The organism is Flavobacterium sandaracinum, assembly GCF_004349135.1.
In the GTDB taxonomy this organism is placed as follows: domain Bacteria; phylum Bacteroidota; class Bacteroidia; order Flavobacteriales; family Flavobacteriaceae; genus Flavobacterium; species Flavobacterium sandaracinum.
Window position 1 is genome coordinate 16,505 of sequence record NZ_SMFN01000017.1, and the last position, 25,116, is coordinate 41,620.

A 25,116-nucleotide genomic window follows, 5' to 3' on the forward strand; every position below is an offset into this window, starting at 1 on the left:
TTTATTGATGTCTAGTTCCTAAATTAATTAATTTTCTAGCATAAAAAAGAGATTTCTTAAATTGTCTATTTTTATAGGGAATGCGTAGTAAACGATACAACATTCCCAATCTAGAGCCGCTAAACAAGTAATACGTAAAGTGTTTGTATTTGTATTCTATAAGCTGTTTTGGGGTGTAATGCTTCAGAATACCATACATTACAGTTGGACTAGGAACTGGCTTTACACCTCGTACCGGTGTATCTAGTTCCCAAGGTTGTTTTTTTCTTTTCTTTCCAATTATTTTTGCCTGATTTCCCCAAAACCGATACCCCCCTGTAGGCGGCTTTAAATGCAAATTAGTAGAAAAAGGATTAAACAACACCGTAACTCCAATTTTAGAAAGTGACATACCAAAATCACTGTCCTCGCCATATCCTCCATCAAAATTGACATCATTTCCAATTAACTGTTCGACGTATTCTCTTTTTACACAAGAATTCGCATTGCTAAATGAAGGAGTACAACCGACTATTTTTCCATAGAGATCTGAATTTTCTAATTTTCGTTTTAAATCGTCTAAATCTTGTGTGTGAACTTCTGCACGAATATCTAATCCATTGCAGGCTCCCACATCATACGTCTGCAACAATCGAATGTGATTTTCTATAAAATCTGCTGGTATGCGAATATCATCATCTCCAAAAACGATATAATCGCCAGAGCATAGCGCTATTGCCTCATTTCTAGCTTTACAACTGCCTTTAGATTGTTGCCAAATTACTGTCAAGTCAAAAGGATATTTATTTTGCTGATACAGTGCTTCGTCTCTTTGATCCTTTGGAGTAGCATCAACTACAATCACTTGTTCCGGTTTGTAAATTTGAGTGGCAAGATCCTTTAATAATTGCAAAGTATATTCTTGCCGAAACATCGTAGGAATGATGTAACTTACAGAAGGGTTTCCTTGTACTTCATTTAATTTACGGGGAGGAAAGATGGAAGCCTCTTTTCGTTTTTTAAAATTGCCTTTAATTTTAAAAAACGTCTTCCATTCTGAGATTTTCCAAATGCCTAATCTAAAAATCATAAAAACAGCATGACTTATTTTATAATTTTTTCTAAAAAAAAGGTGGCGATCCGTTTGCGAAATAAAAACAATTTCTTTTTTTGCTTCTGAAAACAGATTATTCACATACATTGGGACAACACCTAAAAAACGGATGCATCGAAAACCATAATCCAACCCCTGCATTTGAAGATTATCATAGTCCACATCAAACCCTTTTGTAATCTCCCATACTGATTTTCGAACGGCAAAAGCATTGGGATTAACCCTCCAACTCACACATTGATCTAAGCCGTCAAAATCATTTAAATACCAAAAAAACACAGCCGTTTGATAAACTAATTCAGGAAAAGCATTTTTATAACCTTGCTCAAAAGAACTGTGCCAAATATCACCCGCTCCTTGGGACAAAACCTCTAATTGTCTAAAATCTGGATTTCCCGCATACAAAAGGATTTCCCCTGCTGCAGTAGTATATTCTTTTAATTGTAAATTGTCCATTTCTATCGATACCTTAACCGTGTATTATTATATGACTTGTATTACTCAATCTACTGATTACTACTTTTACTGTTGTAGCATTGTATGTTTGGCTAATTATAGCAAACTGCTTTTTCTAAGACACTAAAAAAATCTATTTATTATAAAAAGATTGATAAAACAGTAAACTCTGTTGTGCCACTTTTTGGATACTGAATTTTTCGCTAACTTTTAGTTTTGCCGCTAATCCGAATTCTTTTTGTAAATCATCGTCTTCCATCAACTTAATAATTTTAGCCGCATAAAGAGCATGATCTTTTGGATGTACTAAAAATCCATTGACTCCATCATCAATCACTTCTGCCGCCCATCCAATATTTGAGGCGACAATTGCTTTTTCCATCGCCATCGCTTCAATCCAAGAAACTGGTAAGGCTTCCGCAAAAGTAGGAAATACACAAACCGTCGCTGTACTAATTTGATTTTTTATTTCAGAATATGGCACAGCACCTAAATAAGTCACATTCAGCAATGCAGCTGGAGAAAACAACTCCTGCATCATTTTCCAAGTGGAAGGATTTCCCGAAATAATATCTGGAACATCTTTACCCACCAAAATTAACGCGGCATTCGAACTTTTTCGAACAACTTCATTAAATATAAAGGGCAGCTCTAGCAACCCTTTCTTTCGGATTAGACTCCCAAAATAGAGTATGTTCCCCGGTCCCCGACTCCCAGCAGGGGGATCTAGAGTAGTAGTGTCGGTAGTATGATCAGTTCCTCCACTATGAAATACATCCGTGTTGATTCCATTAGGGATAATGGTGAATTTTTTGTTTAAACCAAAAACTTCCTTAGTCAAATCAGCGGTAAACTGACTGACTGAAAGCAAGGCATCTGCTTTTTGAAGGGCTCGTTTTTCGTGAAATTTGTTCCTCCACTTTACGGGACGCTGGTCTAAATGACAAAAATAAGTATCTGAGCCGTTCAACCGAATCACAATTGGGCATTTTTTTGGCGTAATAAAAGAGGTAATTCCGGTCCAATCCGATGCTTCTACCAAATCAATTTCTTTGTTTTGGTATAACGAATTAATAATGCGTTCCAGTTTTTTGCGGGTCAAATACCAGGACAGCCCTTTTAATTTTATGTTTTTTATCTGCTGCACAACAATACCATTATCGTCAAACAGGCGTTCCTCTTTTTGACCATAGACCAAAACACGAACGGAACACCCTTCTTGGATTAATCCCATTGCGAGGTTTTTGATGCTCGTACCAATGCCACCCGAACTACCCGTGTTGCCGTGAGGGTATTCAGGAGTCAGAAAGGCTATTTTCCTGATCCCTGGCCCCTCTCCTAAAGTAGAGGGGAGCCAAGCTGAAACATTTTTATCTTTCTTCATGGTGTTATATTGTTGGCATGTTGTCTCTTCATTATTTTATTTTTCTGTGAATCTATTCCCCTTCTATTGGCTGCTTTTCCTTTGGAGCGGTTTGGTTAGTGGAAAAAAATCCTTGATAATTGTCGCTGTAAACAGTCGTGCTCCTGCATCATTCATGTGTCCGCAAGAGGAGAAGTAGTGGTCGCCTTGCACTGCATTTTCATAATTGTGAATTTCAGGATAAATCTTGTTTGCCTTTTCAAAATAATCCAATCCCTTTGTATTGCTGCACATCGGCGTCATCACGGCAATCAAATTGATATTATTGTTCGCGCAAATTTGCTTGATTTCTTCATAGTATTTATTATGAATGGGCTTTAACGCTCTAATGTCATTTTTCATGTTTCCTTTTTTATTCCCCAATGCATAAAAACCTCCATTTTTTAGCGTGTTCGTTGGCTCACTCTTGATACTATTATACATTTCTCGAAAACCTATGGAAGCATCAAATTTCACATAGCGATAAAAAGGAATACAATACAATTGCCAAAAATCATTCTCCCCAGCGAAATGATTTTTCACAACTGTTGATTGATGTAAATACGGTAAAAACTTAGCAGCCACTGCATCAGATCGTTCTTCATTGGAGAGATTTAAATCGGTTTCAATTATTATATTTTTGATTGTATAGTTTCGCTCTACCATCAATTTCAATAACAAAGAAGCCTCAAATAAATGTCCGCCACTCATGCCATAATTAAACGTTTTCAATCCTTCTTCTTGAAATAATTGCGTCACAAAATGATTATTCGCTCTAGAAGATCCTAAAATGACCACATCGTAATTTCTTGGTTTCGAGTTGTAAACATAATCAATTTTCCCTCGATTGGAGGCTTGCAAATAAACAGTCGTATACATAAAATCCAATACTACTAACAGTAAAAACAGTAGCACGAGGGTTTTGACCGTAAAAATTAAAAACTGCTTCATTGTTGTTTTATTCTGGATTATTATGCTACTATTTACATGTATAGTATTTGATACCTCGATATTTTGTAATTTTTATAGACGAATACTCTCTTTCATAATTAAACTACTCGTTTTGTCACGTCGAGCGCAGTCGAGACGCTTTTTTGTCCTCATGAATCTCGACTATAGCTTGTCCTGAGCGCAGACGAAGGACTCGATTTGACAGCTCGACTATAGCTTGTCCTGAGCGGAGTCGAAGAACTCGATTTGATAATTAAACTACTCGTTTTGTCACGTCGAGCGCAGTCGAGACGCCTTTTTGTCCTAATGAATCTCGACTGCGCTCGATTTGACAACTCGATTTGACAACTCAACTATAACTATCCTTAAGCGGAGCCGAAGGACTCGATTTGTCAATTAAACTACTCGTTTTGTCACGTCGAGCGCAGTCGAGACGCCTTTTTGTCCTAATGAATCTCGACTGCGCTCGATTTGACAACTCGACTATAGCTATCCTTGAGCGTAGACGAAGGACTCAAATTGAAATCGTACCCATTCCTGTCACGTCGACAATTGATACTGACCGAAATCAAAATACATTCGAAAAGGCTCAGTTGTATTAATCTTGAACTTTTCTCATATCGAAAACTCAACTCCCCTACTTTCTTTTTCCTTCCCCATCCCTAAAGGGTGGGAAAAAGAAAGACGACACACTAGTATTCAAAAGCACCTATATTTTCGGCTCCCTTTAGGGTCGGCGCAAAACGGAAATGCAACTCCCTAAAACTGAAAATAAATAAACTCCTTATAATCGGAATACGTTCCCAAGGTAACAATTGCAGCAAGGCACAACCCCAATTTCAACCAGGAATACTTCCCAGAAATGGGTTCAATGTGCGTTCTACTGTTCCATTCCACTACTACGAAAACAGCCACCATTACGAGTAATTCATAATTATACCTCTCGTTTTCCATATATTGGGAGACAAATCGACCGTCAGAAAACATCCTTTTTATGTAGTCAAAAGCCTCTTCGATTGTTTTTGCCCTAAAAAATATCCAAGCGAGGCACGTTAATGCAAAAGTGCTGAGGATATTCAAAAATACGCGAACTGAAGCAAAATCCCAGTATAATGAAACCGTTTCCATATTAGACCGATTCTTTTTTAACAGCAATAACGGCAAAAAATACAAAGCGTTAATAAAACCCCAAGCAATAAAAGTCCAATTGGCGCCATGCCAAAATCCACTCACTAAAAAAATGATAAACGTATTGCGTACTTTCATCGCGGTACCGCCACTGCTCCCGCCCAATGGGATGTATAAATAGTCCCGAAACCAAGACGATAGCGAAATGTGCCAACGACGCCAAAACTCAGCAATATCCCTAGAGAAATAAGGGTAGTTAAAATTGCGAAGTAAATCAATCCCAAACAGTTTGGACATTCCCAATGCCATATCCGAATAACCGGAGAAATCCCCGTAAATCTGAAAAGCAAAATAAACGGCTCCTAGCATTAGGGACAAGGAGTTCATCGATTCATAATTATCAAAAATCGCGTTAGCATAGGTAGCGCAAGTATCTGCAATGACTACTTTCTTGACTAAGCCCCAAACAAACTGAAAAACGCCTTCTTTAGCTTTTTGAAAGTCAAAGCTGCGTTTCACTTTCACCTGTGGCAATAAATGCGTCGCTCTCTCTATAGGACCCGCCACCAGCAGCGGAAAGTAACTGACGAACAGGGAGTAATCTACAAAGTTATATTCGGCTTTAATTCTTTTTAAATAAATGTCAATGACATACGATAACCCGTGAAAAGTGTAAAAAGAAATTCCCACCGGCAAAATCACGTTCAGCAATAAAGGACTGGTTTGCAATCCAAAACCGTTCAATAATTGCGAAAAAGAATCGGCAAAAAAATTATAATATTTAAAGATTCCCAAGAAACCCAGATTCACACTGATACTCAACCAAAACCAAAATTTCCGCCCCAGTTCGGTCTTGGCCTTTTCTATCCTAATACCGGTATAATAATCTAAAAAAGTGGAGAAAACCAGCAAGAATAAAAAACGCCAATCCCAACAAGAATAAAAATAATAGCTCGCCACTATGAGTACTGCATTTTGAGTGCTTTTGGTTTTATTAAAAACAAACCAATACAGCAGAAATACAATAGGCAGGAAAATGGCAAAAGCAAAGGAATTGAAAAACATCTTATCTTATTGTTGAGCTTTAGTAAATTATTTTTAAGTGATTTTCTACCATTTTTTCTAAAGATAAATCATTCACCTTTTTATTATTAGCAGAAAAGTCATTAATTTGATACTCTTGTGCCACAATTTTTTGTAAAATAAGTGTCAGTTCACCCGTTTTAGCAACTTCAAATAAAAAGCCATTTTTATTTTCTTCAACTAATCCCAAAACATTACCCTGATCTCTTGTAGTAATCACGGGTAAGCCACTTAATAAACTTTCAATAACAGAAAAGCAGAATGTCTCGCCATGAGAAGGGTGTATTAAAAAATCATAATTACAATAAATTTCATTCAGATTAGATACACTTCCCTTAAAACTAAAAACAGCCGTAAGCGAAAATTGAATAATCATTTTTTTTAATTCTTCTTCAAAGTAACCTTCTCCATAAATATCAATTTTAAGATTTGTTTTAAATTGTTCCTTCAGGTTATCAACTGCAACAATTAAATCTTGAATTCCTTTATCTTTTCGCAGGTGTGAAGCAACTATAAAATTATTTGTAACATCATAATTAGATTTTTTTTTGAATTTATCTATTTCAAGTCCATTAAAAATAACAATAGATTTTTTATTAATTTGTTTGCCAAACTCCTTTACCAGCTGATTTTTTGAATAATTCGAAACCCCGACGAACAAATCAATAGAGCGTGAAAACAGCATTCCTTTCACTTTTTTTTCTAGTCTCTTTTTTAAAGGATATCCCAAAATGGGTCTTGGGTTATGATCTACAACTATAATTTTAGCCGACGTTAGCTGTTTAATTTTATAAAAAAAAGGAGTACATAATTCGATAAAATGGGTAATGATATGCGTATATACTACCGGTTTGCTTTTGTACGTTTCTAGAAAAAAAATTTCTATATTTTGTCCGTTACTCTCCAAAATAGTCAATTTAGAATAGTCCCCATGCTGCGAGCAATTTGGGAAAAACCAATCTATCGCAATACCGTTTTGCTTGGCTGCTGCATCAAATCGCCAGAAGAAATGATCCATTCCTCCTACACGCTCTGGCAACAATTCATAATTGCAAAGGACCGCTATTCTTTTTTCGCTCAAGACCATTGTAACAAAGTTTCAGCAATTCGCTTCCCAGTTCCGTCTAACGGTTTTGAAACTTGCATTTCTAAGAGTTCTTTTCTATTGGCTTCATCCAAAATGGGGTTTTGGAGGTACTCATTTACACAAGTCAAAAGTTCTTTCTCGTTCTTAGCTATTTTTGTAGCGTTACTATTGACCACATGGATCAGATGTTCATACTTCAAAAAACGTTGATCATCGTATAGACCGTTTTCACTAGTTCCAAAAACAGTATTAATCACCGGTTTCCCAAATTGCATAAAATCTAAACTCATCGTAGACAACATATTGATATTCAAATCGGAATAATTTAATATCCCTCTCAAATCTTTTACGTCTTCAACTGTCGGAACCCGTTGTGACCATTCCTCCTGATGTCCTTTGCGGGACAAATGCCATTTGGGAAAATTCCATTTGACGAAAGGAAATTTTTCGGCTACCAAAGCAAATCGAATCGGATCTTCTGCAGGAGAAGTTCGAACCAATAAAGTAACATCTGGTATCTTTTTTTCTAAAATGGCACTTGCAATGGTTTCAATATACAGTTCATCATTTTTACTAGTAGAACTATCGCCACAGCTAAAACAAATTATTTTTTTTAACGGGTCTAACTCAAATTTCAAGAGAAATTCTTCTTTGTTAACGTAGTATCTATCTAATACATAAGGCTCAAATTGTGGTGTTCCCACCACTTCAATATTTTTGGCTTGCACTTTTTTATAAAAGTGCAACAACTCTTTTTTCATCAAATCACTCCACACTAAAAAATAATCAAATTCAGCCGCCATTCTGCCTTTGGAGGCCAGATTGTCCCAACTAAAAATAAAAGAAACTGTTTTTAATTTCATTTTTTGGGCTTGATACGCCAAAGGAGCGATAAACGGTGGACGTTGGTGCGTGAAAAACAACAAATCAAATTGTTCTTCATGAAGCAGCTTTTTGTATGCTTTAGTAACATTATAATTTTTAAAAGTAAACTGCTGCCAATTGCTGTATCCTTGTATACAATTTTCAGAATAAAATAGCGCCGTCAGTTTGAAGATAAACCGAGTAGCAATTCCTCGCGGGTTTTTTGCGACCGTTCTATTAGCATTGTAATTATCTACTATCCCAAAATTATTGTTCTGATGTAATTTTAAATGCGCTACTTCTTTTGCTTTTCTAAAAAACCAAGTGGGGAATTTTTCTATAAAAACCGGTAACTCAATAATTCTTGATTTTATAATGTGATCCGCATAGATTTCAGCTGGCAAACAAGATAAAATAACGACCTCATCAAATGTCTTTTCTGCCTCTATCAAAAAATCACTCAATATATAATTTCTAAAACCTACACCATCTGTAATTACTATGCCTAATTTTTTCATCGCTATTTCTTTATAATCATCTTAATATTCATTTTTATAAACATTTTTACTGTTGAAAAGAAATAAATGAAAACTAATCTTAAACCATAAATCTTATTAAATGAAAATTGAAATCCTTCAATATTTATAATTTCCAAATCTTGAAATGAACGCCAATTACTTTTTTTATGAAAAGCAAATATTGTATTTTTTTTTGCGAAGTTATTATTCTTATTTAAATAAAAATTCAAAAAGGAACCAAGATCATTAAAAGCTTCAAAATTATCTTTATGCAGATACCATTGCAAATATTTAATTTTATCATTACTTAATCCAACAATTTGTTCGTTTTGTGTCTCAATAAGATTAATTGAATACAATATCCTAAATGCAGGTATGAAAATTTTATAATCCCAATTGATAAATATTTCAAATTCTTTTGATATCAGTTGCTCTATTGCTTCATGGTATGGCTTATCTGTATAAATAATATTTTGATTTTTGCAGTCATACTCTTTTAAAAAAAATTGTAGTTTTTTTTTTTTGTTGGATCTCAATAAAATAGTCACTACAAAATATTCTGAAATATAATTTAAACAAATTTTTAAAAATTTTTTATTGATTGTTAAATTATCATCAAGATTTATAATAAATACAACATTTTTTAGTTCCAATTTTGATTGTTTGTAAGAATGAACTAACCATCGTTCAGGAAAAAAATCAGTTTCATCAAATTTCATTCCTAGTTGTCCGATAAAATTTCGTTCAGGACGAATAACTCTAGAATTAGTTTTTTCACCTAGCCAAGCCACCCACCAAGAAAACGTTGAATTACTTATAATAAAATCATCACACATTGAACCCAAACACAATTGTTCAATATCATTAAGATCTGTAGCAAAAAATGCATTTTTTAAAAAGTCAAAATGAAATTTACAATATTCTAAATCATCAGAAATAAAAATAATATTTCTATCCTGCCAATCTTTAAAAAAATAAATTAAGGCGCTATAATAGTATTTTAAAGTCGGCTGATAAAAATCTGGATTATTTGTAAAATCTCCTCTTCTTATAGAAATTAAAATTACTTTCTTCTCGAAAATTACTTTATACTTTTTATATATTTTTTGTTTGAAGTCATATTCAAAATTAAAATATATTTTTGTTAAATGATTAGAAAAATATTTTTCTGACTGTAACCAGCCATCAATATTATAGTCCTCATTTTCAATTTCCCAATCATGGTATGAAAATTTTTTTTCAACCAATCTATTTTTAATATTTGAAACTAACAATGGTAATTTTTCATCAAAATAACATTCATATTTCCAATATGGAAATGCAAAATCATGTTTGTGTTTACATGCCAATCCAATAACAGAAGATATCTGAAATAATTGGTTTCCTAAATTACCTTTTGATCCTAATTTTAAAAATGTAAGCATTGGTTTAATTGTCTAAACTTTTTTTGATAATTTATCTCTTACTACAGTATTTGCTTTCATAATTGCAACATGAATCAATAAATTATTTTCACATTGCTCAAAAACTAAATCACGGAACAATATAAATATTGGAATAGCTTTTGTCTTCAAGGTGCAGCTGCCATTTTTTAAGTGACTGTTCTTTTCGAATTATTCCTTAGTTAAATATTTTTCTATAAAAACTGATAACTTAATAATTCTTGATTTTCTAATGTGATCCACATATATTTCAGATGGCAAACAAGATAAAATAGCGACCTCATCAAATATCTTTTCTGCCTATATCAAAAAATCACTTTATATATAATTTCTAAAACCTACACCATCTGTAATTACTATGCCTAATTTTTTCATTATTTTAAAAACTTATAATGCAACTGTATTAATCCACTGCCAAAGATAAAAACTATTATCTTGATTTCCGTCACAATAATCCTTCCATATCGCTTGTACTTGTTTTTCATCAATACCCTCTAAAGCTGAAAAAACGGCTATCTTCTTGGTAAAATAAGGTGCTAATTCTTTTGCAATCCATTCCCTCTGCGGGGTTTGCAAGGCTCTTTTTGGAGCTAAAGCAATCGTGTCTCCTAACTGCTTTTTGACTAAATCACGCAGTAGCCATTTCGTTTGTCCGTTTTGAATTTTTACACTTTCACTTTGAGCAAAAGCCAATTCTACCAAGCGATAATCTAAAAAAGGCTCTCGCAGCTCAATACTGTGCATCATACTAATCCGGTCATTAAAACGCAAAGCTCTGGGGATTTTAGTGTAAAACAAATCTCGGTATTGGAGGTTTTGTAAATCAGTTTCGAAAGGACGATCGTATACTTCTTTTTGAGCCCAATCGCTATACCTTTCTAGCAACACTTCGGGACGTACTGGGCTCGAATTCAATCCCTGAATCAGACTATTACTTTGGTTGTGGTAATAATCATAACCCGCCCAAGCTTCGTCCATACCTTGTCCATCTAAGATCACTTTGATCCCTTTTTTATTAGCAGCTGCAAATAATAAACTATAGGCTAACGTCGGGAAACCGCCAAAAGGTTCGTCTTGAAACCAACTTACCGTCTCTATTAATTGTGAAATTTCTTTGTAGTCCAAAAGTACTTTGTGCAATGGATACTTCGTGGTTTTCATTAACGCTTCCACCCAAGGTAATTCATCGTATTTTTCGTTATCCGAATAAAAGGTAAACGCTTCTATGGGTTCTTGTGAAGGCAAGTGCTGATGCACTAAATTGATCAATGTAGAAGAATCCAATCCTCCACTCACATTCATTCCCAAAGGTACATCGGCTCTAAACCGCAACTGTATCGCATCCTTTAGCAAGGCTTCATATTCTATTTTCAATTCCGCTACTGGCAAAGGTGCTCTGTTTTTAATCCGGTTGGGGAAATCATACCATTTTTGCAACTTTATATTTTCCTGATTCTGATTTTCCGTATACCGCCATTCAAAAAAATGACCTGCCGGAATTTGATTAATATGCTCCCAAAAAGTTTCAGTAGGCATGCCATAGGTACCATATACAAAATAATTGGCCCACACTTTTTTGTGTTTTACTTTTGGAATTCCTGCCGCAAATAATGTTTTTATTTCGCTGCTAAAATACAACTGATTGTTATACATGGTGTAATAGAAGGGTTTAACACCAAAACGGTCCCGTACCGCTACTACTATTTGGTCTAGACTATCCCAAATTGCAAAACTAAACATCCCATTAAGCTTGTCTAAAGCAGGCATTCCCCATTGCATGTATGCAGCAAGCAAAACTTCGGTATCGGATTGAGTTCGAAAATTATAGAACGCCTTCAGTTGCTCTTTTAACTCCGTATAATTATAAATCTCCCCATTGAACACAATAGTATAACGGCCACAAGTACTGACCATCGGCTGGTTGGCTGTTTCCGATAAATCAATAATACTTAAACGGTTGTGTCCTAAAACAACATAAGGATTATCCCATACCGTCATAGCATCAGGCCCACGATGCTTTTGTGCTTCAAGCATTTTGTACATCGTGATGCGATTATTCGGCTTATTCCCTATAATTCCAGCTATGCCACACATTAGATTAGCCTTAAAATTGTTGGTAATTTTTGCACTGCGTTATCCCAATCGGTCATTGTATCTATATTCACATACAGATCGGGATTACTTTCTATATAACTGGTCGAACTACCATAAAACGAACCGTTTTTTATTGTTTCAATTGTAGTTAAATAAATCGATCCATCTCTAAAAAAAGCTTGTGGTAATTCTTGTCTGCGCTTGATGATTTCTTTTTCACCGGTAGCAATTGTCAAACAGCCGTTTTCATCCGCCTCAAAAACCCAATGCGGATTGTATTCCAGAGGGACTTGAAGAACACTAACTAAGGAGTCTACTTTTTTTTCTTTAAAAGCAGCAATGGCTTTATCTATAAATCCCTTTTCTCGAAAAGGAGCAGTAGGTTGTAACAAACAAACCGCATCAAAAAATTTGCCTTTTGCTTCCAAAAAAGCGACGGCATGTTGTACCACCGAAATACTAGAAGCGGTATCATCTGATAATTTTTCGGGACGTAAAAAAGGAACTTCAACTCCATAATCTAAAGCGACCGCTGCAATATTTGAATCATCTGTAGAAACTAGTATTGTAGATAACAATGTACTTTCTAAGGCTTGTTCAATCGTATAACCAATTAAGGGCTTGTCACCCAATATTTTTATATTCTTTCCAGAAACCCCCTTAGAACCTCCTCTAGCTGGAATTATCGCAAGGATTTTCATATAATCATTCTTAATTTATATTTTAAGGAGGTTGCTATTTTCTCTAAAAACCAACTTGTTTTATTTCTAAAGTTTGGGTTTAAGCGAAAAAGAGTATATCCTCCAACAAAATGATTACTACTTACATCATAATAGGGAGAATGCTTACTGTTTTTATTCAACGAAATGGAGCGATTTATTAAACATTTTGGAAATGTTTTTCTTAAAAATTCACGTTGATTTTCTCTATCCCCTTCAACAAAAATCAAGGTGTTGTCGTGCGCTATTTTTTTTAGAAAATTAGCATCATCAAACAATCCATCAATAATTATAAAATCAAATTTATTTTCGCCATTAAAATTCAAATAACTTGAAATTGCATTATAATTAATGCTTTCTATTGATTGACCTAAATTTTCAGCTAATACGCTGTTACAAAATTCATTTTCTTCAGTTCCATAGTAAGTGATTCGTTTATTTAAAGTACTTAATAAATAAGGTATTGTTCCTATTCCAATTCCAAATTCAAAAACAGAATGAATATTGTTTTGTTTTACAATTTTTTCAATTGCCATTAAAGCGTACTCAGAAGCAATATGTTGTGCACCCTCTTTTTTTGAAAATAATTGAAATACTTCTTTATGCATAGATAATAGATTAATAAGATATGGTTTTGTGAAATTGCAACGGAAGCGTCGCTAATAAATGGGCTATGGCATTTCCTGACTTTCCGCCTCCATAGACTGAGGAAACAGGTGCTTTTCCGTTTTGCAATATAGTTGCTACCGCAGCTATAATTTCAGTTTTGTTATAAGAAACATCCATTACGTTCTCTCCTCTATCGCGCCGATTTTGTCTGGTTCCAATATTAATTACAGGAACGCCCAAGTACGCGCATTCTCGAATCCCCACACTTGAATTACCAATTAATCCAATTGCATTATGGAGTAACACTAGAAAATCATCGCCTTCCATATTCTTGAAAAAATGTACGTTTTCGAGCTTATTTTTTTCTCTAAAGCTACGAATTCCAGTGGATGTTCCATCTGCACCGGCATCCACATTCGGCCAAAACCATAACGTAGGCAAGTTCAATTCGCTTACCGCTAAAAGTGTTTCTTCGATGTGTTTACGGGAATCCTGGTATTCTGTAGTAACAGGATGTTGCATTACCACGAAGTAACCTTGGGACAAATCGGGTGCCGCTCCTACACCTCCATACTTTTGATAGGGATTAAAGTTTAATGTCTTAACTTTTAAAATTGCTGAAGCGATATCTATCGAAGGACAACCGGTATTGAATACAAAATCAGGATTTTCACCCAATTTTAGCACACGTTCTTTCGCATTCTCTGAAGCCACAAAATGGTAATCTGCTAATTTTGTTATGGAGTGTCGCACTTTTTCGTCAATATTCCCAGTGACTTCACCTCCTTGTATGTGTGCCAATGGAATATTCATATACGAGGCCGAAATTGCTGTAGCCATTGTTTCAAATCGATCAGCTACTGTGACAACAATATCAGGTTTTAAGTTATCAAAAACCGTCGAAAGTTCCAGAATTCCAATTCCGGTCGTCTTTGCAGCAGCCGTGAGATTTTCACCCTCCAAGACATTAAAGACTTTGGCCGCAATGATAAATCCATCTTTCTCGATATAATTTACCGCCGCACCATAGCGTTCTAATAAGGCTGAGGCAGCAACAACCAATTGCAATTCTAAATAGGGATGTTCTTGTATTGCTTGTAACACCGTTTTCACACGGCTATAAGAGGGTCTCGCAGTAATGACTACTGCTATTTTTCTTTTTGGCATTTTAGCGTTTTATTCTTGGGTTTAAAAGTAAACAAAAAGGAACGCTAAAAAAAATATTTAAAGTACTTCAATAAAATTACGTTGACAATTACAAACCAGTACCAACAAGGAAAACTACTGTCCGTCTGAACTAGTGGAATAGTAATCCTGCTCATTCAAAAAATCCCATTGCTTCAAATCCCGATTCAATACCATCCCAATTACTTCTTGAAAACGGGATGCCTCAAGTCCATAGCCTTTCGGTTTTTTTGCTTCTAAATCATCGAAAGTGAGGATGTGATTTTTAGGCAAATTTTTATTTACTGCTAATGATTTTTCAAAGATTTGCTTGATTCCTGCGAACTCCGTATTGTTGTTTTTATTTATAGGATTTGCTAAAGCAGTAGCTATAGTATGAACCGAAACCACAAAATCTTTTGTTTCTTGAATGGTTAAAGACGCTTTAACATCGGGTCCAAAAAGCTGTCGATCAAAAACAACATGGAATTCTAAAATTTCTGCTCCCATTGCAGTTGCGGCAATACAAGTCTCCATTCTTGCAGAATGATCGGAAAAACCAACTGGAACATTATACCGGTCCTTTAATTCTTGAATCACATTTAATCCGTATTGTTCAGGCAATGTAGGATATGCTGTAGTACATTGCAATATAGAAAATTCGACTTTCCTTTCTCTTAGAAATGCAACAGTCTTATCTAGTTCTTCAAATGAACTCATTCCTGATGACAAGATAACTGGCTTTCCTGTTAGTGCAATCTTTTCTAAAATCAAGAAATTATTTACTTCGCCTGAACCTATTTTATACTGTTTTACACCGATATCCTCCAGCCAATCTACTGCCAAATTACTAAACGGTGAACAGATAAAATCAAGTTCTAGCGTATCGCAATGTTGCTTGATGCCTTTCCATTGTTCCAAAGAAAACCCCATCCTTTTCCAATAGTCAAAACGAGTTTCATCTTCAACCGAGAATTTCACCCGGAATGGTTCGTGCTCACTACTTTCGGCTTCTGCAATATGCATTTGAAACTTTACGGCATCCACACCCGTTAGTGCAATAGCATCGATATAAGAATATAAAATACCCAAACTTCCCTCGTGAGCTTGACCGATTTCTGCAATGATATAAGGGGATAGTATTTTTAATGACATATTTCAAGGTTTTATAAAGTAGTAACAAAAATACTTTTTTTACAGCAAACACAAGTTATTCTTATTTGCAAAACTCTTTTAGTAAAGTGAATAATATGTGAAAATAGTATCTTAAATTTAATTTTTGTTTTCAGGCTGCCAGTATATCTTTGCATCCGGCAATTTATTGTAAGCAATATATTCTTCTTTAGATAGGCGATTACTATTTTTAATAATTTTTGGAATGGCTGATATCAAATCCCACAAACCTAATGTAATAGCCTGAAATACTTTTAAATCACCTTTAAATATTTTTAATTTTAACTGCATCCAGATACTATACCCCATTTTCTTGGGAATCATTGAAAGTGGATAAAATAAAAAGTACAAATACCAACCCGAACGCAATGAACGTCGGAGTCGCAGTATGTAATCTGCGTTATTTTTTCTAGCCTTCACATCAACCCGGTGTTGAACTAAAACTTCTGGTAAATAATGAATTTCTATGTTTTTTTTAAATAGCTCATAAGAAGCAAATTCTTCCTCTCCATAAAACACAAACCAACTCGGATAATTTGGGATAGTCTGCCAAGCTTTCATTCGCCAAACATGACCGCAACCCACAAATCCCTGAACTCGGGCTGAGACATCGTTAGTGAATATCGTTTGAGGCTCAATTAAACCCCAATAAATGCGAAAAGCCAATACCCCACAATTACTATTAACGGCGAAATGGTTTAAAATTAAAGGCAAAGCATTATCTGTAATAAAATGAGCATCATCATCTAATGATATTGCAAAATCTGTTTTAGTTTGATTTAACATCTGATTACGACAGTGAATCAATCCTTTAGAAACCTGATTCCTTAATAAAGTTATATTTGGATAATTATCTTTTACAAATTTACTTGTATCATCTGTTGAGCCATCATCAAATATGACACAGGAAACATCTTGAAGTAAGTAACTGATTTTACTTAAGGTAAAAGCCAAGTCAGAAAGCCGATTTTTAGTGGTAATAAGAAGAGTAAAAGTCATTTTCATTACTTCTGTTTTATAATTATTGTATTAGTTACCACCATCTTTTGCATACAGAATAGTTTCCAAAAGTACTTTAAAATTTTCAGTTGAGAAATAATCTCCAAATGGATTCAAGGGTTCATCAAAATTTAATCTGTTTACAATAAGATTCTCTAATTTCTTTTTGATTTCATTTTTATCTGCATAACTAGCAATATACTGCTCCTCTTTAATTATCAAACGTATTTCACTACGCTCGGGTGCCACAACAAATACGGGTTTACCTATTGAAGCCAAAAAAGGTGCTTTGCCTACCAAGGTGTTGCTATAAAGAGGTCCGTTTTCTAAAATGATATTTATATCAGCTTCATGGATTTGTTCATAACAGGAGTTAGAAAAATTTATCGTATCTAAAATAATAATATTTTTATTTTTTGAATATTTCTCTCTAAGTCTTGCATTCTGCTGCCCATTTAGCCTTGCTACAAACTCTGTATTCTCTTTATAGATTGAATTACATTCTACTAACTCTTGATAAGCGTCAAAAACAACATCCATATTTCTACCAAACATAATTGCCCCGTGATAAGAAATTAATAATTTCCTATTTTTTTTGAGAACTTTACTTAAAACTGTCAAATCAAAAACATGCGCGTCGTATTGATGAGGCAAATGGTAGAATTTTTTTCTGGAACCATATAAATACTGCATATCTTCGGCCATTAATCGAGCCGAACTCATGCAAGTTTTGGCCTGAGAAATCACAGCGTGCATTTTTTTTAATTTAAAAAGCTCTAGAATAGTTAATGGACTTTGGGTTCCTGCATACCAAAACAAGGGATAAGGGTCGTGAAAATTGACAATGGCTTTTTGTAAAATGGGTAAATCTTTGGTAGCCAAAATTACTTCGTGGTCAATACCCGCGCTTCGTATAAAGATATGATCGTATTTCTTGTAATCAATCTTTGCAATAATATTTGCATATACTCTATGAACATGCTCAACTACTAAAGAAGTATGAAATAATCTCCAATATATTTTGTTGAACCATTTAATAAAATAAGGTGTTTCAAGCTTTACTATGTGCGTTATAATTTCATTTACAGGCAATAAATATAAGTTATCCTCGCTAGGCGATTGTTTAATATAAACCACATCGATAACAGCGTCTGGGTAAGATTTTCTTAATTTGGCAATAAATGATCTTGAAACAATTCCTTCGCTTGTACCTGATGTTCTAAGATCTTGCGCTATAACTAGTAAATTCATTTCGTATTCATTTTTTTAGTTCAAGATTTCCTATTTTATTTTTTACTACTTTTTTCAGCCAATGTATTTTCAACCTGAAAGGCAAAATAGCATAAAAAACCCGCCATTTTACTTTTTCAAACTTAGGAAGATCTAAGACATATAAAATACCATCAAAGAGATTATACTCTTCGTAGTCTATAGCTGTTGCAATAAAATAGCGCTTAAGTGAATATGTTAGTAATTGTTTTTGTTTTAGATTTTGAACCACTAAGATAATGGCATCGACATAAGATGCCCTTCGTATGGGATTATTACTGTAAAACTCCCCAGTATTAGATCGCAAGTGTTTTCTGCCATAGAATAAACATTTATCAATCGAAATGCCATGATAACCTGCTGATACTATTCGAGAATACAATTCCCATTCTTCAGCGTACATCAAAGTTTCTACAAATCGATGCTTTTTAAAGCAAATTTTCTTCCACATTACTGCACAGGAATTAAACTGCAATTCGTTGTTCAACATCTGTAGAATATCTTTATCGTTTATATAGAAATGGGTATAGTCTTTTGATAAATCAAAATCATAATGAAATCCCTCAAAAAATACATTTCTAACGTATCTACAAAAATAAATATCATTATTATTTGATAACTCTGATACGCATATCTGTAAATTTTGAGGATGCGGAATATCGTCATCATCAAAGAAAATTATAAAATCTCCTTTTGCTATATCTAAACCATAGTTTCTAGATCCTGGTAACCCCTTTAAGTAATCATTTGTTCTTAAATAAAATTTAAAACGATTATCTTTTTCAATAAAAGACTCAACAACCTCTTTAGTATTATCTGTTCCTCCATCATCAATAATCAAGCATTCCCAATCCAAAAAAGTTTGTTTTTGAATGGACAAAAGCGATTCTACTATGAAATTCGCTCTATTATAAGTTGCCATAATAATGGTTACGGTCGGATAAGTCATCTTTAAAACTTTTAATTTACGCCGTCATTGGCATCACTAATACTTTTGATATCCATTAACCACGTTGCAAGTACTTTTAGTTCTAATTCACAAACTATTCCTTCTTTCAATAATGCGTTATAAGCATTATAAAGATTCGTTTCAATACTTTCTGATTTTGAAATGGAATTGGTAACTAATTTCACTACGTTATCACAATATTCATACATTGGAATCTCAGAAATAAAATCTTTCATATAATCGTGTGGATTCCTTTTTTGAACAACAGTTGCATTAACAAAACCCAATTGATATCCGTACAACCACATTATAGGTTGAGCCACTAATCCTCTTAAAATATCGGTAAACCTAAAGGTAACATAGGTTGGCAAATACATTAAAACAAACAACTCTTTTCGAATGATTGTATTTTGGGTGTTAAACGGACTAATTATACTTTGACCACAGACAACAGGCTCACGCTCTTCAAAATAACAAGCTTTGTCATTTGTTAACCGATAAATTGCATCTACATCTGGATCTTCATCTGCTAAACCTTGCCAAATTCCAACTTTACACTCTTTTATTTCTATCTTTTTTTCAAGTTCAAATTGAGTATTAATCAGTTTTAAAGGCAAGCCTCGTGGCCAAATTTTTTGTTTAGTATAAAGTTGGTATATATTCACAAATCCTTCTCCTTTGGTAATACAATCGTATTTACCTTCAAATTTGGGAAAACGCCAATTAATTTTTGGAATATTATCGTCATCCGTATCAATAATATAATTGGCACCGTTTTGCATCGCTTTTAAATAGCCCAACATTTTTCTACAATAATGATTATAAGGCAAAACTGTAGCTAGTTTAAAATGTAACTTTTCTTGTTGCAAAACCGAAATATAATCGACATTTTTACAATTCCAATCTTCTGGCGACTTTCTGTCTCCTACAACAATTAGCCGATAATCTTTCATTTTTGAAAAGGCAACAACCGCCTCTGTTGGATCAAAAATTGATGTGATTACAATATATTTTATCATAATTCTGTTTTCCATTTGGATAATTTAATGGGGTGAAGATAAAGATGGTTTTCAGGAAAATCATTTAAAAGCAAATTTAATTTTCCGTCATATTTATCTAATATTTTATGCTGTTCTTTTGTCCAGAGTGCTTCGCCTTGCAATTTTAAATCTTTTTCAGTAACAATTTCGCTAGCTGACAATACCATTGAGGTTGGCACAGCAACCTCAACAAATAATCTTGTCGAAGCAAAGACACCACAGTAATGACTGAATTGCTTTATTGATTCAGCACTGATAACAAAAATATCGGAGTATGCGCCAACAAGAGGATAGGATAAATGGTATTCTCTGTTTTTATTTTTAAATTGCCTTCTTTTCCATAAAAAATAGCAAAGAACTTTTTTAATTTTAAATAGCTCAGGAAATTCTGGTTTATTAAATATTTGGAGATAATTTAAAGGTTTAATTTCTAATCCAAATTTCGCAAATAATTGTAATGCAGCATCGCAATCAGGAAGTTGGTTTTTTGCCTCAACGCCAGGGCAATTAATGTTCCAGGAAAAGGCATCACCGATTCGTGGCCAAAAATCTTTACGTTTGTGTAAACTAATGATTTCTGGGATGAACGAGGCTGAAGTATTTAATTTTAGATATTTTGAATAATTATTTTCATTTATCACAGGGTTTAAAATCAAATCATCAGCAATGAAAAAATAATGTTTGTATTCATCTCTGAAATAGCTTTTAAATCCCTGCGAAACATATCCTTGAAAATAATAAGAGCATTCATATACTGGGATTACATTGTTTTTTTCTCCATTATAAAATGGAACTAAATGATAGATGTTCCTAAATCTATCTTTATAAATTTGCTCTAAAATTTCAATATTTTTATTATACTGATGATTATAGATAATAATTAGAACTACTTCACTCATTTTCTCTAGTTATATTTCCAATTAACTTAGTCAGATAAAAAATATTATTTTTTATTATTTTTTATCAGTTAAGCGATTATTTTACTTAAATAAAATTACTTCTTTCATGATAAGCAATAATTAACATTATTTTAAATTATATCGATTAAATAAATATTTAATCAATCGAAAAGGTTTTAATATCAATGACCCAACCTTAAAATCTATTTTGTTTTCGATTTTCACATTATTCTTTTTTTCCAATGATATTGTAGTTAAAAAATATTCTATCATTTTTTCATAATTATTTAAATACAATTCTTTATGCTTTGAATAAAGATATTTTTTTATGGCAACATCATGATTTGCATATGCGTCTAAACGCATCGAAAAAGTATGTTGACGATAGAAAAATAAACTTTCAGGTATTACATGAACCTGCCAACCACTATTACAAACTCGTATGTAAAATTCCCAATCTTCATAACCTGTTTTCATATTTTCATCATAACCTCCAACTTCTACCCAGCACTTTCTTCGAAATAATGACGTTCCGTTACATGCATTCTGAAATAAAAAATCATCAATTGTTTTACCATTTGGCTTTATAATTGCAATTTCCTTATCGTCTTTAAATCGTTTAACCCAACTACTAACGACACCTATTTTGGAATTATTATCAAGAACTTTTAATGCTTTTTCAATAAATGTTTTTTCATATTTATCATCGGCGTCAAGTGTTAAAATATACTCACTATTTGCATTTTTAATTCCAAAATTTCTTGCGCTAGACAAACCACCATTTTCTTGATACAGATAATGAATTCTTGAATCTTTACCACACCATTTTTCTGCAATTATTTTAGTGTTATCAGGACTTCCATCGTCAACAATAAAGCATTCCCAGTTGTCATGAGTTTGCTTCACGATAGATTGAATTGCTTCACTTAAAAAGTTAGCTTGATTATAACAGGGTATTACAACTGAAACTTTATTCAAGATATTTTAGCTTTTTAACTTATTTATTGTCATTGAAAACCCTTTTTTTAGATAATCGAAATCAAAGTATCTTACACAATAATAAGATATAAATAACCACTCATAAATCAATAAAGAACGATACCTTCGAATCTCTTTACCGTATTTTTTTATTATTTCAATTCTTTGATAATCCCGATAATATTTGAATTTTCTAGAAATTAAAAATTTGTAAAATTCAATTTCTGAAGCATTTTTCTTTAATAAATTATCTCTTTTTCCTGTTATACTAAAAGATGAAACTCTTACGTAAACTATACTTTCATTAATGGTATAAATGGGTCTCTTGTCAGAAAAATCTATCCAAGCTCTATCATCACTGTTCCATGCTAAAGGATAGTTATGGAAACCATATTTTAAATAGCTTTGCTTTGAAAAAATATGTTCTGATAATGAACTACGCGATTCTTTGCTGAATTTTCTGTAAAAAGAATCGGTAGCCGTTTCCCAAATTGGATGTTTGTACAGATCAGAAACTGTATTTAGATTTTCATAAATTAATTTACTTGTATACCGAACCAAATTTGATTTTGAATTAAAATCATTAAAATTATTATAAAAACTTGCCACTACATTAGAATCAAGATAATCATCATCACCCAATATCATTAACCACTCTTCATCAATAGAAAGTGATACACATCGTTCCCATTGTTGAACTAAAGAAATACCCCCTAAATTATCTTTAAAACGATGATAATCAAATTCAAACTTCCCGTTATATTTTTCTAATAAATCATTTGGATTTTCAGGACTGGCATCATCACCAATATAGACTTTAAAACGTTTATCCGTTTGGATTGCAAGCGACTTTAAAGTTTCTTCAAAGAAGGTGAGTTTATAATATGGGACTACGATGGCAAGCATTTTAATTAATCTATTAAATTCTTATAAACGTCAAGTCTTCTACTTCCCAATAGATCTTGTGAGAAATTCTTTTCATAAAACTCATATCCATTATCAACCAAATTAATGACATACTCTGATTTAGTATTTTTTAATAAATCAATTTTGTCAATAAATGACTGTATTTCATCAGCTATCAAAATATTTATTTCATCAGTCAAACCGATACCTTCTGCTCCTAAAGATGTTGAAACCATAGGGACTTTAGACTGTAATCCTAAAATAATCTTTGTTCGAATTCCATTGCCTACTCGTATAGGTACTATCATAACTGCATTTTCAATTATTGGATTTAAATTTTCTACATATCCTAGATAAACTACCTCTCCAATGTCTGAAATAATTTTTGCTTTTTCGCTCCAATATCCAATAATATATAATGGTAGTTGGTGTTTTTTATAAATTTCCGGGTAAATTTCAGTGATAAACCATTGTAAACCCTCACAATTAGGAGAATGATTACTACCTCCTAGAAAAAATAACTTTTCTAATTTTACAAATGGTTTTAATTTGTTATTTTCTTCAATTGTAGTAAATGGTGAAACCGTAATGTTTTTTACTCCAATATCTTGTAATCTAATAGCATCATAATCACTAAAAACTACTACTGAATCGTATAATGACAAAAACGTGGTTTCCACAATCCTATTCAATCCTATTATATAATTTTTAAAGCTTTCTGATTGTGAGGAATAGTCACTTGCAGAAAGCAATCGTAATGTTCGAGATTCATGTGACACAAAAACTTTTTTTACATTTATAGGAAAAATAGTTACCAAATCGATCATTTCATAAAACTCAGTTTGAATAATGTCCCACTTATTCAATTTTAACAAATTAGCTATTTCATTAATATAAACGGGCTCTTTACTGTTCAATAAATTAAAGGTATCACTTTTAAATGAATCAATATTTTTTAGCTTGAGTTTACCCCTTTTTTCCTTTCGTTTTTTATATAAAAAATACAAACCTAACTCCAATCGAGAAAATAACGATTGTTTAGCTTTAGATTTAAGTACGGGAATTTGATTAATTATGATAAAATTGATTTGTGGTAATTTAATTTTTAATTCTTCAACAAAGGACAAATCTTGATTTGATCGAACTACACAACAATAATCTATAGCTAGCTTATTTTGTAAGTAACTCAAAATAGAAAATTGTGCAACATTACCACCATGACTCAATGGGTAAGGTATTGTAGATGAGAGAATTAATAATTTCATAATAATCTTAAATTATATTAATATAGTGATTTACAAAAATGAATTTATTAATTAAAATTCTTTTTATAAATTCAATTTCTTTATTTTGTGCGTCAATAATTTCAGAGCATCATACAAAATTACCTTGTTTATAAGTAGATAGTATGATGAATACTTTTGCGTGTTTCACATTTGTCATCTCTTTTATTTGCATTATTTTTTTAGAATATCTTTTATTTTTTTCTTAGAAAACAAAACAATATAGCTTCTAAAAAAAACAGATACTAATTTCATTCCCATTTTCGATTTTTCGATTTCCTGTAACATTATAAATCGATTGGTATTTAAAATTTTAAGGCTTTTTTTTCGATCTTCATATTCCTCTAGAAAACCTCCAAAATGTTCTTTTAATACTTGGTTCCTTTCTATTGAATTATCATTAATCCAACTTATTCCATCTATATAAAATACTGTCAAAGTTTTATCAACTTTTAAGTAACTACAATTGTGCTTAAATAAAGCCAAAATAAAAAACTTCCAATCAGATACTATTTTTAATTTTTCATCATACAAACCCAAATTATTAAATAATTGCTTGTTTATAAAAGTAGATTGATGAGGGATCGTTCTATAGAGCATTTGTGAAAATTGGATAGTAGACGGACAAGAAAATAAATTAGAATTGTTTTCTCTAACATTTATTATATCAAAACACACTAAATCGTGATTTCTCAAATACTGATGATTATGTTCCAAAACAGTATCACTAAAAAAATGATCCCCACTATTCAAAAATAACAAATACTCACCATTAGCCACTCGAATCCCCTTATTCATCGCATTATAAATACCAGAATCCTTGTCGCTAACCCAATAATCAAAATACTTGCTTTGACTTTCAATATAAGCTGCGCTACCATCAGTGGAACCACCATCAATAACAATATACTCAAACTCTTGCCAGGTTTGATTTAAAACACTCTCGACGGTTCTTTTCAGTCCCTCGAGATTGTTGTAGTTGATCGTTATAATAGAGAGTTTTGGCATTA

21 protein-coding genes are annotated in these 25,116 nt (G+C 32.8%); all 21 read right to left on the minus strand.

The window, feature by feature from the left end; translation table 11 throughout:
• Position 1: 1 nt before the first annotated feature.
• The 21 genes from E0F91_RS13155 to E0F91_RS13260 all read right to left on the minus strand — a co-directional run bounded on the left by E0F91_RS13155 (position 2) and on the right by E0F91_RS13260 (position 25,114).
• A complete protein-coding gene (locus E0F91_RS13155) occupies positions 2 to 1,549 on the minus strand; it encodes a glycosyltransferase family 2 protein (RefSeq protein WP_132066922.1) in 1,548 nt (515 codons plus the stop codon).
• Between the two features lie 133 nt (positions 1,550 to 1,682).
• A complete protein-coding gene (locus E0F91_RS13160) occupies positions 1,683 to 2,933 on the minus strand; it encodes a glycosyltransferase family 4 protein (RefSeq protein ID WP_132066923.1) in 1,251 nt (416 codons plus the stop codon).
• 63 nt (positions 2,934 to 2,996) lie between these two features.
• Entirely contained in the window at positions 2,997 to 3,902 is a 906-nt protein-coding gene (locus E0F91_RS13165) for a hypothetical protein (protein WP_132066924.1), read from the minus strand.
• Positions 3,903 to 4,661: 759 nt separating this feature from the next.
• Positions 4,662 to 6,095, minus strand: coding sequence for an MBOAT family O-acyltransferase (locus tag E0F91_RS13170; protein WP_132066925.1), 1,434 nt, complete (start codon positions 6,093 to 6,095; stop codon positions 4,662 to 4,664).
• 19 nt (positions 6,096 to 6,114) lie between these two features.
• A complete protein-coding gene (locus tag E0F91_RS13175; RefSeq protein ID WP_243698905.1) occupies positions 6,115 to 7,194 on the minus strand; it encodes a glycosyltransferase family 4 protein in 1,080 nt (359 codons plus the stop codon).
• Entirely contained in the window at positions 7,191 to 8,582 is a 1,392-nt protein-coding gene (locus tag E0F91_RS13180; protein ID WP_132066926.1) for a glycosyltransferase family protein, read from the minus strand. The genes E0F91_RS13175 and E0F91_RS13180 overlap by 4 nt, the downstream gene beginning before the upstream one ends.
• Before the next feature lie 2 nt (positions 8,583 to 8,584).
• Positions 8,585 to 10,006, minus strand: a complete 1,422-nt coding sequence (locus E0F91_RS13185; protein ID WP_132066927.1) for an alpha-1,2-fucosyltransferase — start codon at positions 10,004 to 10,006, stop codon at positions 8,585 to 8,587.
• 405 nt (positions 10,007 to 10,411) lie between these two features.
• Entirely contained in the window at positions 10,412 to 12,118 is a 1,707-nt protein-coding gene (gene asnB / locus E0F91_RS13195) for an asparagine synthase (glutamine-hydrolyzing) (RefSeq protein ID WP_132066928.1), read from the minus strand.
• A complete protein-coding gene (locus E0F91_RS13200) occupies positions 12,118 to 12,819 on the minus strand; it encodes an acylneuraminate cytidylyltransferase family protein (protein ID WP_132066929.1) in 702 nt (233 codons plus the stop codon). Before E0F91_RS13200 ends, asnB begins: the two co-directional genes overlap by 1 nt.
• Entirely contained in the window at positions 12,816 to 13,445 is a 630-nt protein-coding gene (locus E0F91_RS13205; RefSeq protein WP_132066930.1) for a hypothetical protein, read from the minus strand. Before E0F91_RS13205 ends, E0F91_RS13200 begins: the two co-directional genes overlap by 4 nt.
• Positions 13,446 to 13,455: 10 nt before the next feature.
• The gene (gene neuC / locus E0F91_RS13210; protein ID WP_132066931.1) at positions 13,456 to 14,613 is read right to left on the minus strand and encodes a UDP-N-acetylglucosamine 2-epimerase; all 1,158 of its coding nucleotides are present in this window, start codon (positions 14,611 to 14,613) and stop codon (positions 13,456 to 13,458) included.
• Positions 14,614 to 14,727: 114 nt separating this feature from the next.
• Positions 14,728 to 15,765, minus strand: coding sequence for an N-acetylneuraminate synthase family protein (locus E0F91_RS13215; RefSeq protein WP_132066932.1), 1,038 nt, complete (start codon positions 15,763 to 15,765; stop codon positions 14,728 to 14,730).
• A gap of 117 nt (positions 15,766 to 15,882) precedes the next feature.
• Positions 15,883 to 16,788, minus strand: coding sequence for a glycosyltransferase family 2 protein (locus tag E0F91_RS13220; protein ID WP_132066933.1), 906 nt, complete (start codon positions 16,786 to 16,788; stop codon positions 15,883 to 15,885).
• Positions 16,789 to 16,812: 24 nt separating this feature from the next.
• Entirely contained in the window at positions 16,813 to 18,033 is a 1,221-nt protein-coding gene (locus tag E0F91_RS13225) for a glycosyltransferase family protein (protein ID WP_132066934.1), read from the minus strand.
• Positions 18,034 to 18,040: 7 nt separating this feature from the next.
• Positions 18,041 to 19,000, minus strand: coding sequence for a glycosyltransferase family 2 protein (locus E0F91_RS13230; RefSeq protein WP_132066935.1), 960 nt, complete (start codon positions 18,998 to 19,000; stop codon positions 18,041 to 18,043).
• Between the two features lie 11 nt (positions 19,001 to 19,011).
• A complete protein-coding gene (locus E0F91_RS13235; protein WP_132066936.1) occupies positions 19,012 to 20,034 on the minus strand; it encodes an STELLO glycosyltransferase family protein in 1,023 nt (340 codons plus the stop codon).
• The gene (locus E0F91_RS13240) at positions 20,016 to 20,939 is read right to left on the minus strand and encodes a hypothetical protein (protein ID WP_132066937.1); all 924 of its coding nucleotides are present in this window, start codon (positions 20,937 to 20,939) and stop codon (positions 20,016 to 20,018) included. Before E0F91_RS13240 ends, E0F91_RS13235 begins: the two co-directional genes overlap by 19 nt.
• A gap of 126 nt (positions 20,940 to 21,065) precedes the next feature.
• Positions 21,066 to 21,917 carry a glycosyltransferase family 2 protein gene (locus tag E0F91_RS13245; protein ID WP_165930135.1) on the minus strand — a complete coding sequence of 284 codons (852 nt, stop codon included), beginning with the start codon at positions 21,915 to 21,917 and terminating at the stop codon, positions 21,066 to 21,068.
• A gap of 6 nt (positions 21,918 to 21,923) precedes the next feature.
• The gene (locus E0F91_RS13250) at positions 21,924 to 22,823 is read right to left on the minus strand and encodes a glycosyltransferase family 2 protein (RefSeq protein WP_132066939.1); all 900 of its coding nucleotides are present in this window, start codon (positions 22,821 to 22,823) and stop codon (positions 21,924 to 21,926) included.
• 5 nt (positions 22,824 to 22,828) lie between these two features.
• On the minus strand, positions 22,829 to 24,088 hold the full coding sequence (locus E0F91_RS13255) for a glycosyltransferase (protein WP_132066940.1): 1,260 nt from the start codon (positions 24,086 to 24,088) through the stop codon (positions 22,829 to 22,831).
• A 192-nt stretch (positions 24,089 to 24,280) separates the two neighbouring features.
• Positions 24,281 to 25,114: a glycosyltransferase family 2 protein gene (locus E0F91_RS13260; protein WP_132066941.1), complete on the minus strand. Its 834-nt coding sequence runs from the start codon at positions 25,112 to 25,114 to the stop codon at positions 24,281 to 24,283.
• Positions 25,115 to 25,116 lie beyond the last annotated feature (2 nt).

Coding starts and splice junctions, on each gene's coding strand:
- E0F91_RS13155 (WP_132066922.1), bottom strand. CDS start 1,549: ATGGACAATTTACAATTAAAAGAATATACTACTGCAGCAGGGGAAATC.
- E0F91_RS13160 (WP_132066923.1), bottom strand. CDS start 2,933: ATGAAGAAAGATAAAAATGTTTCAGCTTGGCTCCCCTCTACTTTAGGA.
- E0F91_RS13165 (WP_132066924.1), bottom strand. CDS start 3,902: ATGAAGCAGTTTTTAATTTTTACGGTCAAAACCCTCGTGCTACTGTTT.
- E0F91_RS13170 (WP_132066925.1), bottom strand. CDS start 6,095: ATGTTTTTCAATTCCTTTGCTTTTGCCATTTTCCTGCCTATTGTATTT.
- E0F91_RS13180 (WP_132066926.1), bottom strand. CDS start 8,582: ATGAAAAAATTAGGCATAGTAATTACAGATGGTGTAGGTTTTAGAAAT.
- E0F91_RS13185 (WP_132066927.1), bottom strand. CDS start 10,006: ATGCTTACATTTTTAAAATTAGGATCAAAAGGTAATTTAGGAAACCAA.
- asnB (WP_132066928.1), bottom strand. CDS start 12,118: ATGTGTGGCATAGCTGGAATTATAGGGAATAAGCCGAATAATCGCATC.
- E0F91_RS13200 (WP_132066929.1), bottom strand. CDS start 12,819: ATGAAAATCCTTGCGATAATTCCAGCTAGAGGAGGTTCTAAGGGGGTT.
- E0F91_RS13205 (WP_132066930.1), bottom strand. CDS start 13,445: ATGCATAAAGAAGTATTTCAATTATTTTCAAAAAAAGAGGGTGCACAA.
- neuC (WP_132066931.1), bottom strand. CDS start 14,613: ATGCCAAAAAGAAAAATAGCAGTAGTCATTACTGCGAGACCCTCTTAT.
- E0F91_RS13215 (WP_132066932.1), bottom strand. CDS start 15,765: ATGTCATTAAAAATACTATCCCCTTATATCATTGCAGAAATCGGTCAA.
- E0F91_RS13220 (WP_132066933.1), bottom strand. CDS start 16,788: ATGAAAATGACTTTTACTCTTCTTATTACCACTAAAAATCGGCTTTCT.
- E0F91_RS13225 (WP_132066934.1), bottom strand. CDS start 18,033: ATGAATTTACTAGTTATAGCGCAAGATCTTAGAACATCAGGTACAAGC.
- E0F91_RS13230 (WP_132066935.1), bottom strand. CDS start 19,000: ATGACTTATCCGACCGTAACCATTATTATGGCAACTTATAATAGAGCG.
- E0F91_RS13235 (WP_132066936.1), bottom strand. CDS start 20,034: ATGGAAAACAGAATTATGATAAAATATATTGTAATCACATCAATTTTT.
- E0F91_RS13240 (WP_132066937.1), bottom strand. CDS start 20,939: ATGAGTGAAGTAGTTCTAATTATTATCTATAATCATCAGTATAATAAA.
- E0F91_RS13250 (WP_132066939.1), bottom strand. CDS start 22,823: ATGCTTGCCATCGTAGTCCCATATTATAAACTCACCTTCTTTGAAGAA.
- E0F91_RS13255 (WP_132066940.1), bottom strand. CDS start 24,088: ATGAAATTATTAATTCTCTCATCTACAATACCTTACCCATTGAGTCAT.
- E0F91_RS13260 (WP_132066941.1), bottom strand. CDS start 25,114: ATGCCAAAACTCTCTATTATAACGATCAACTACAACAATCTCGAGGGA.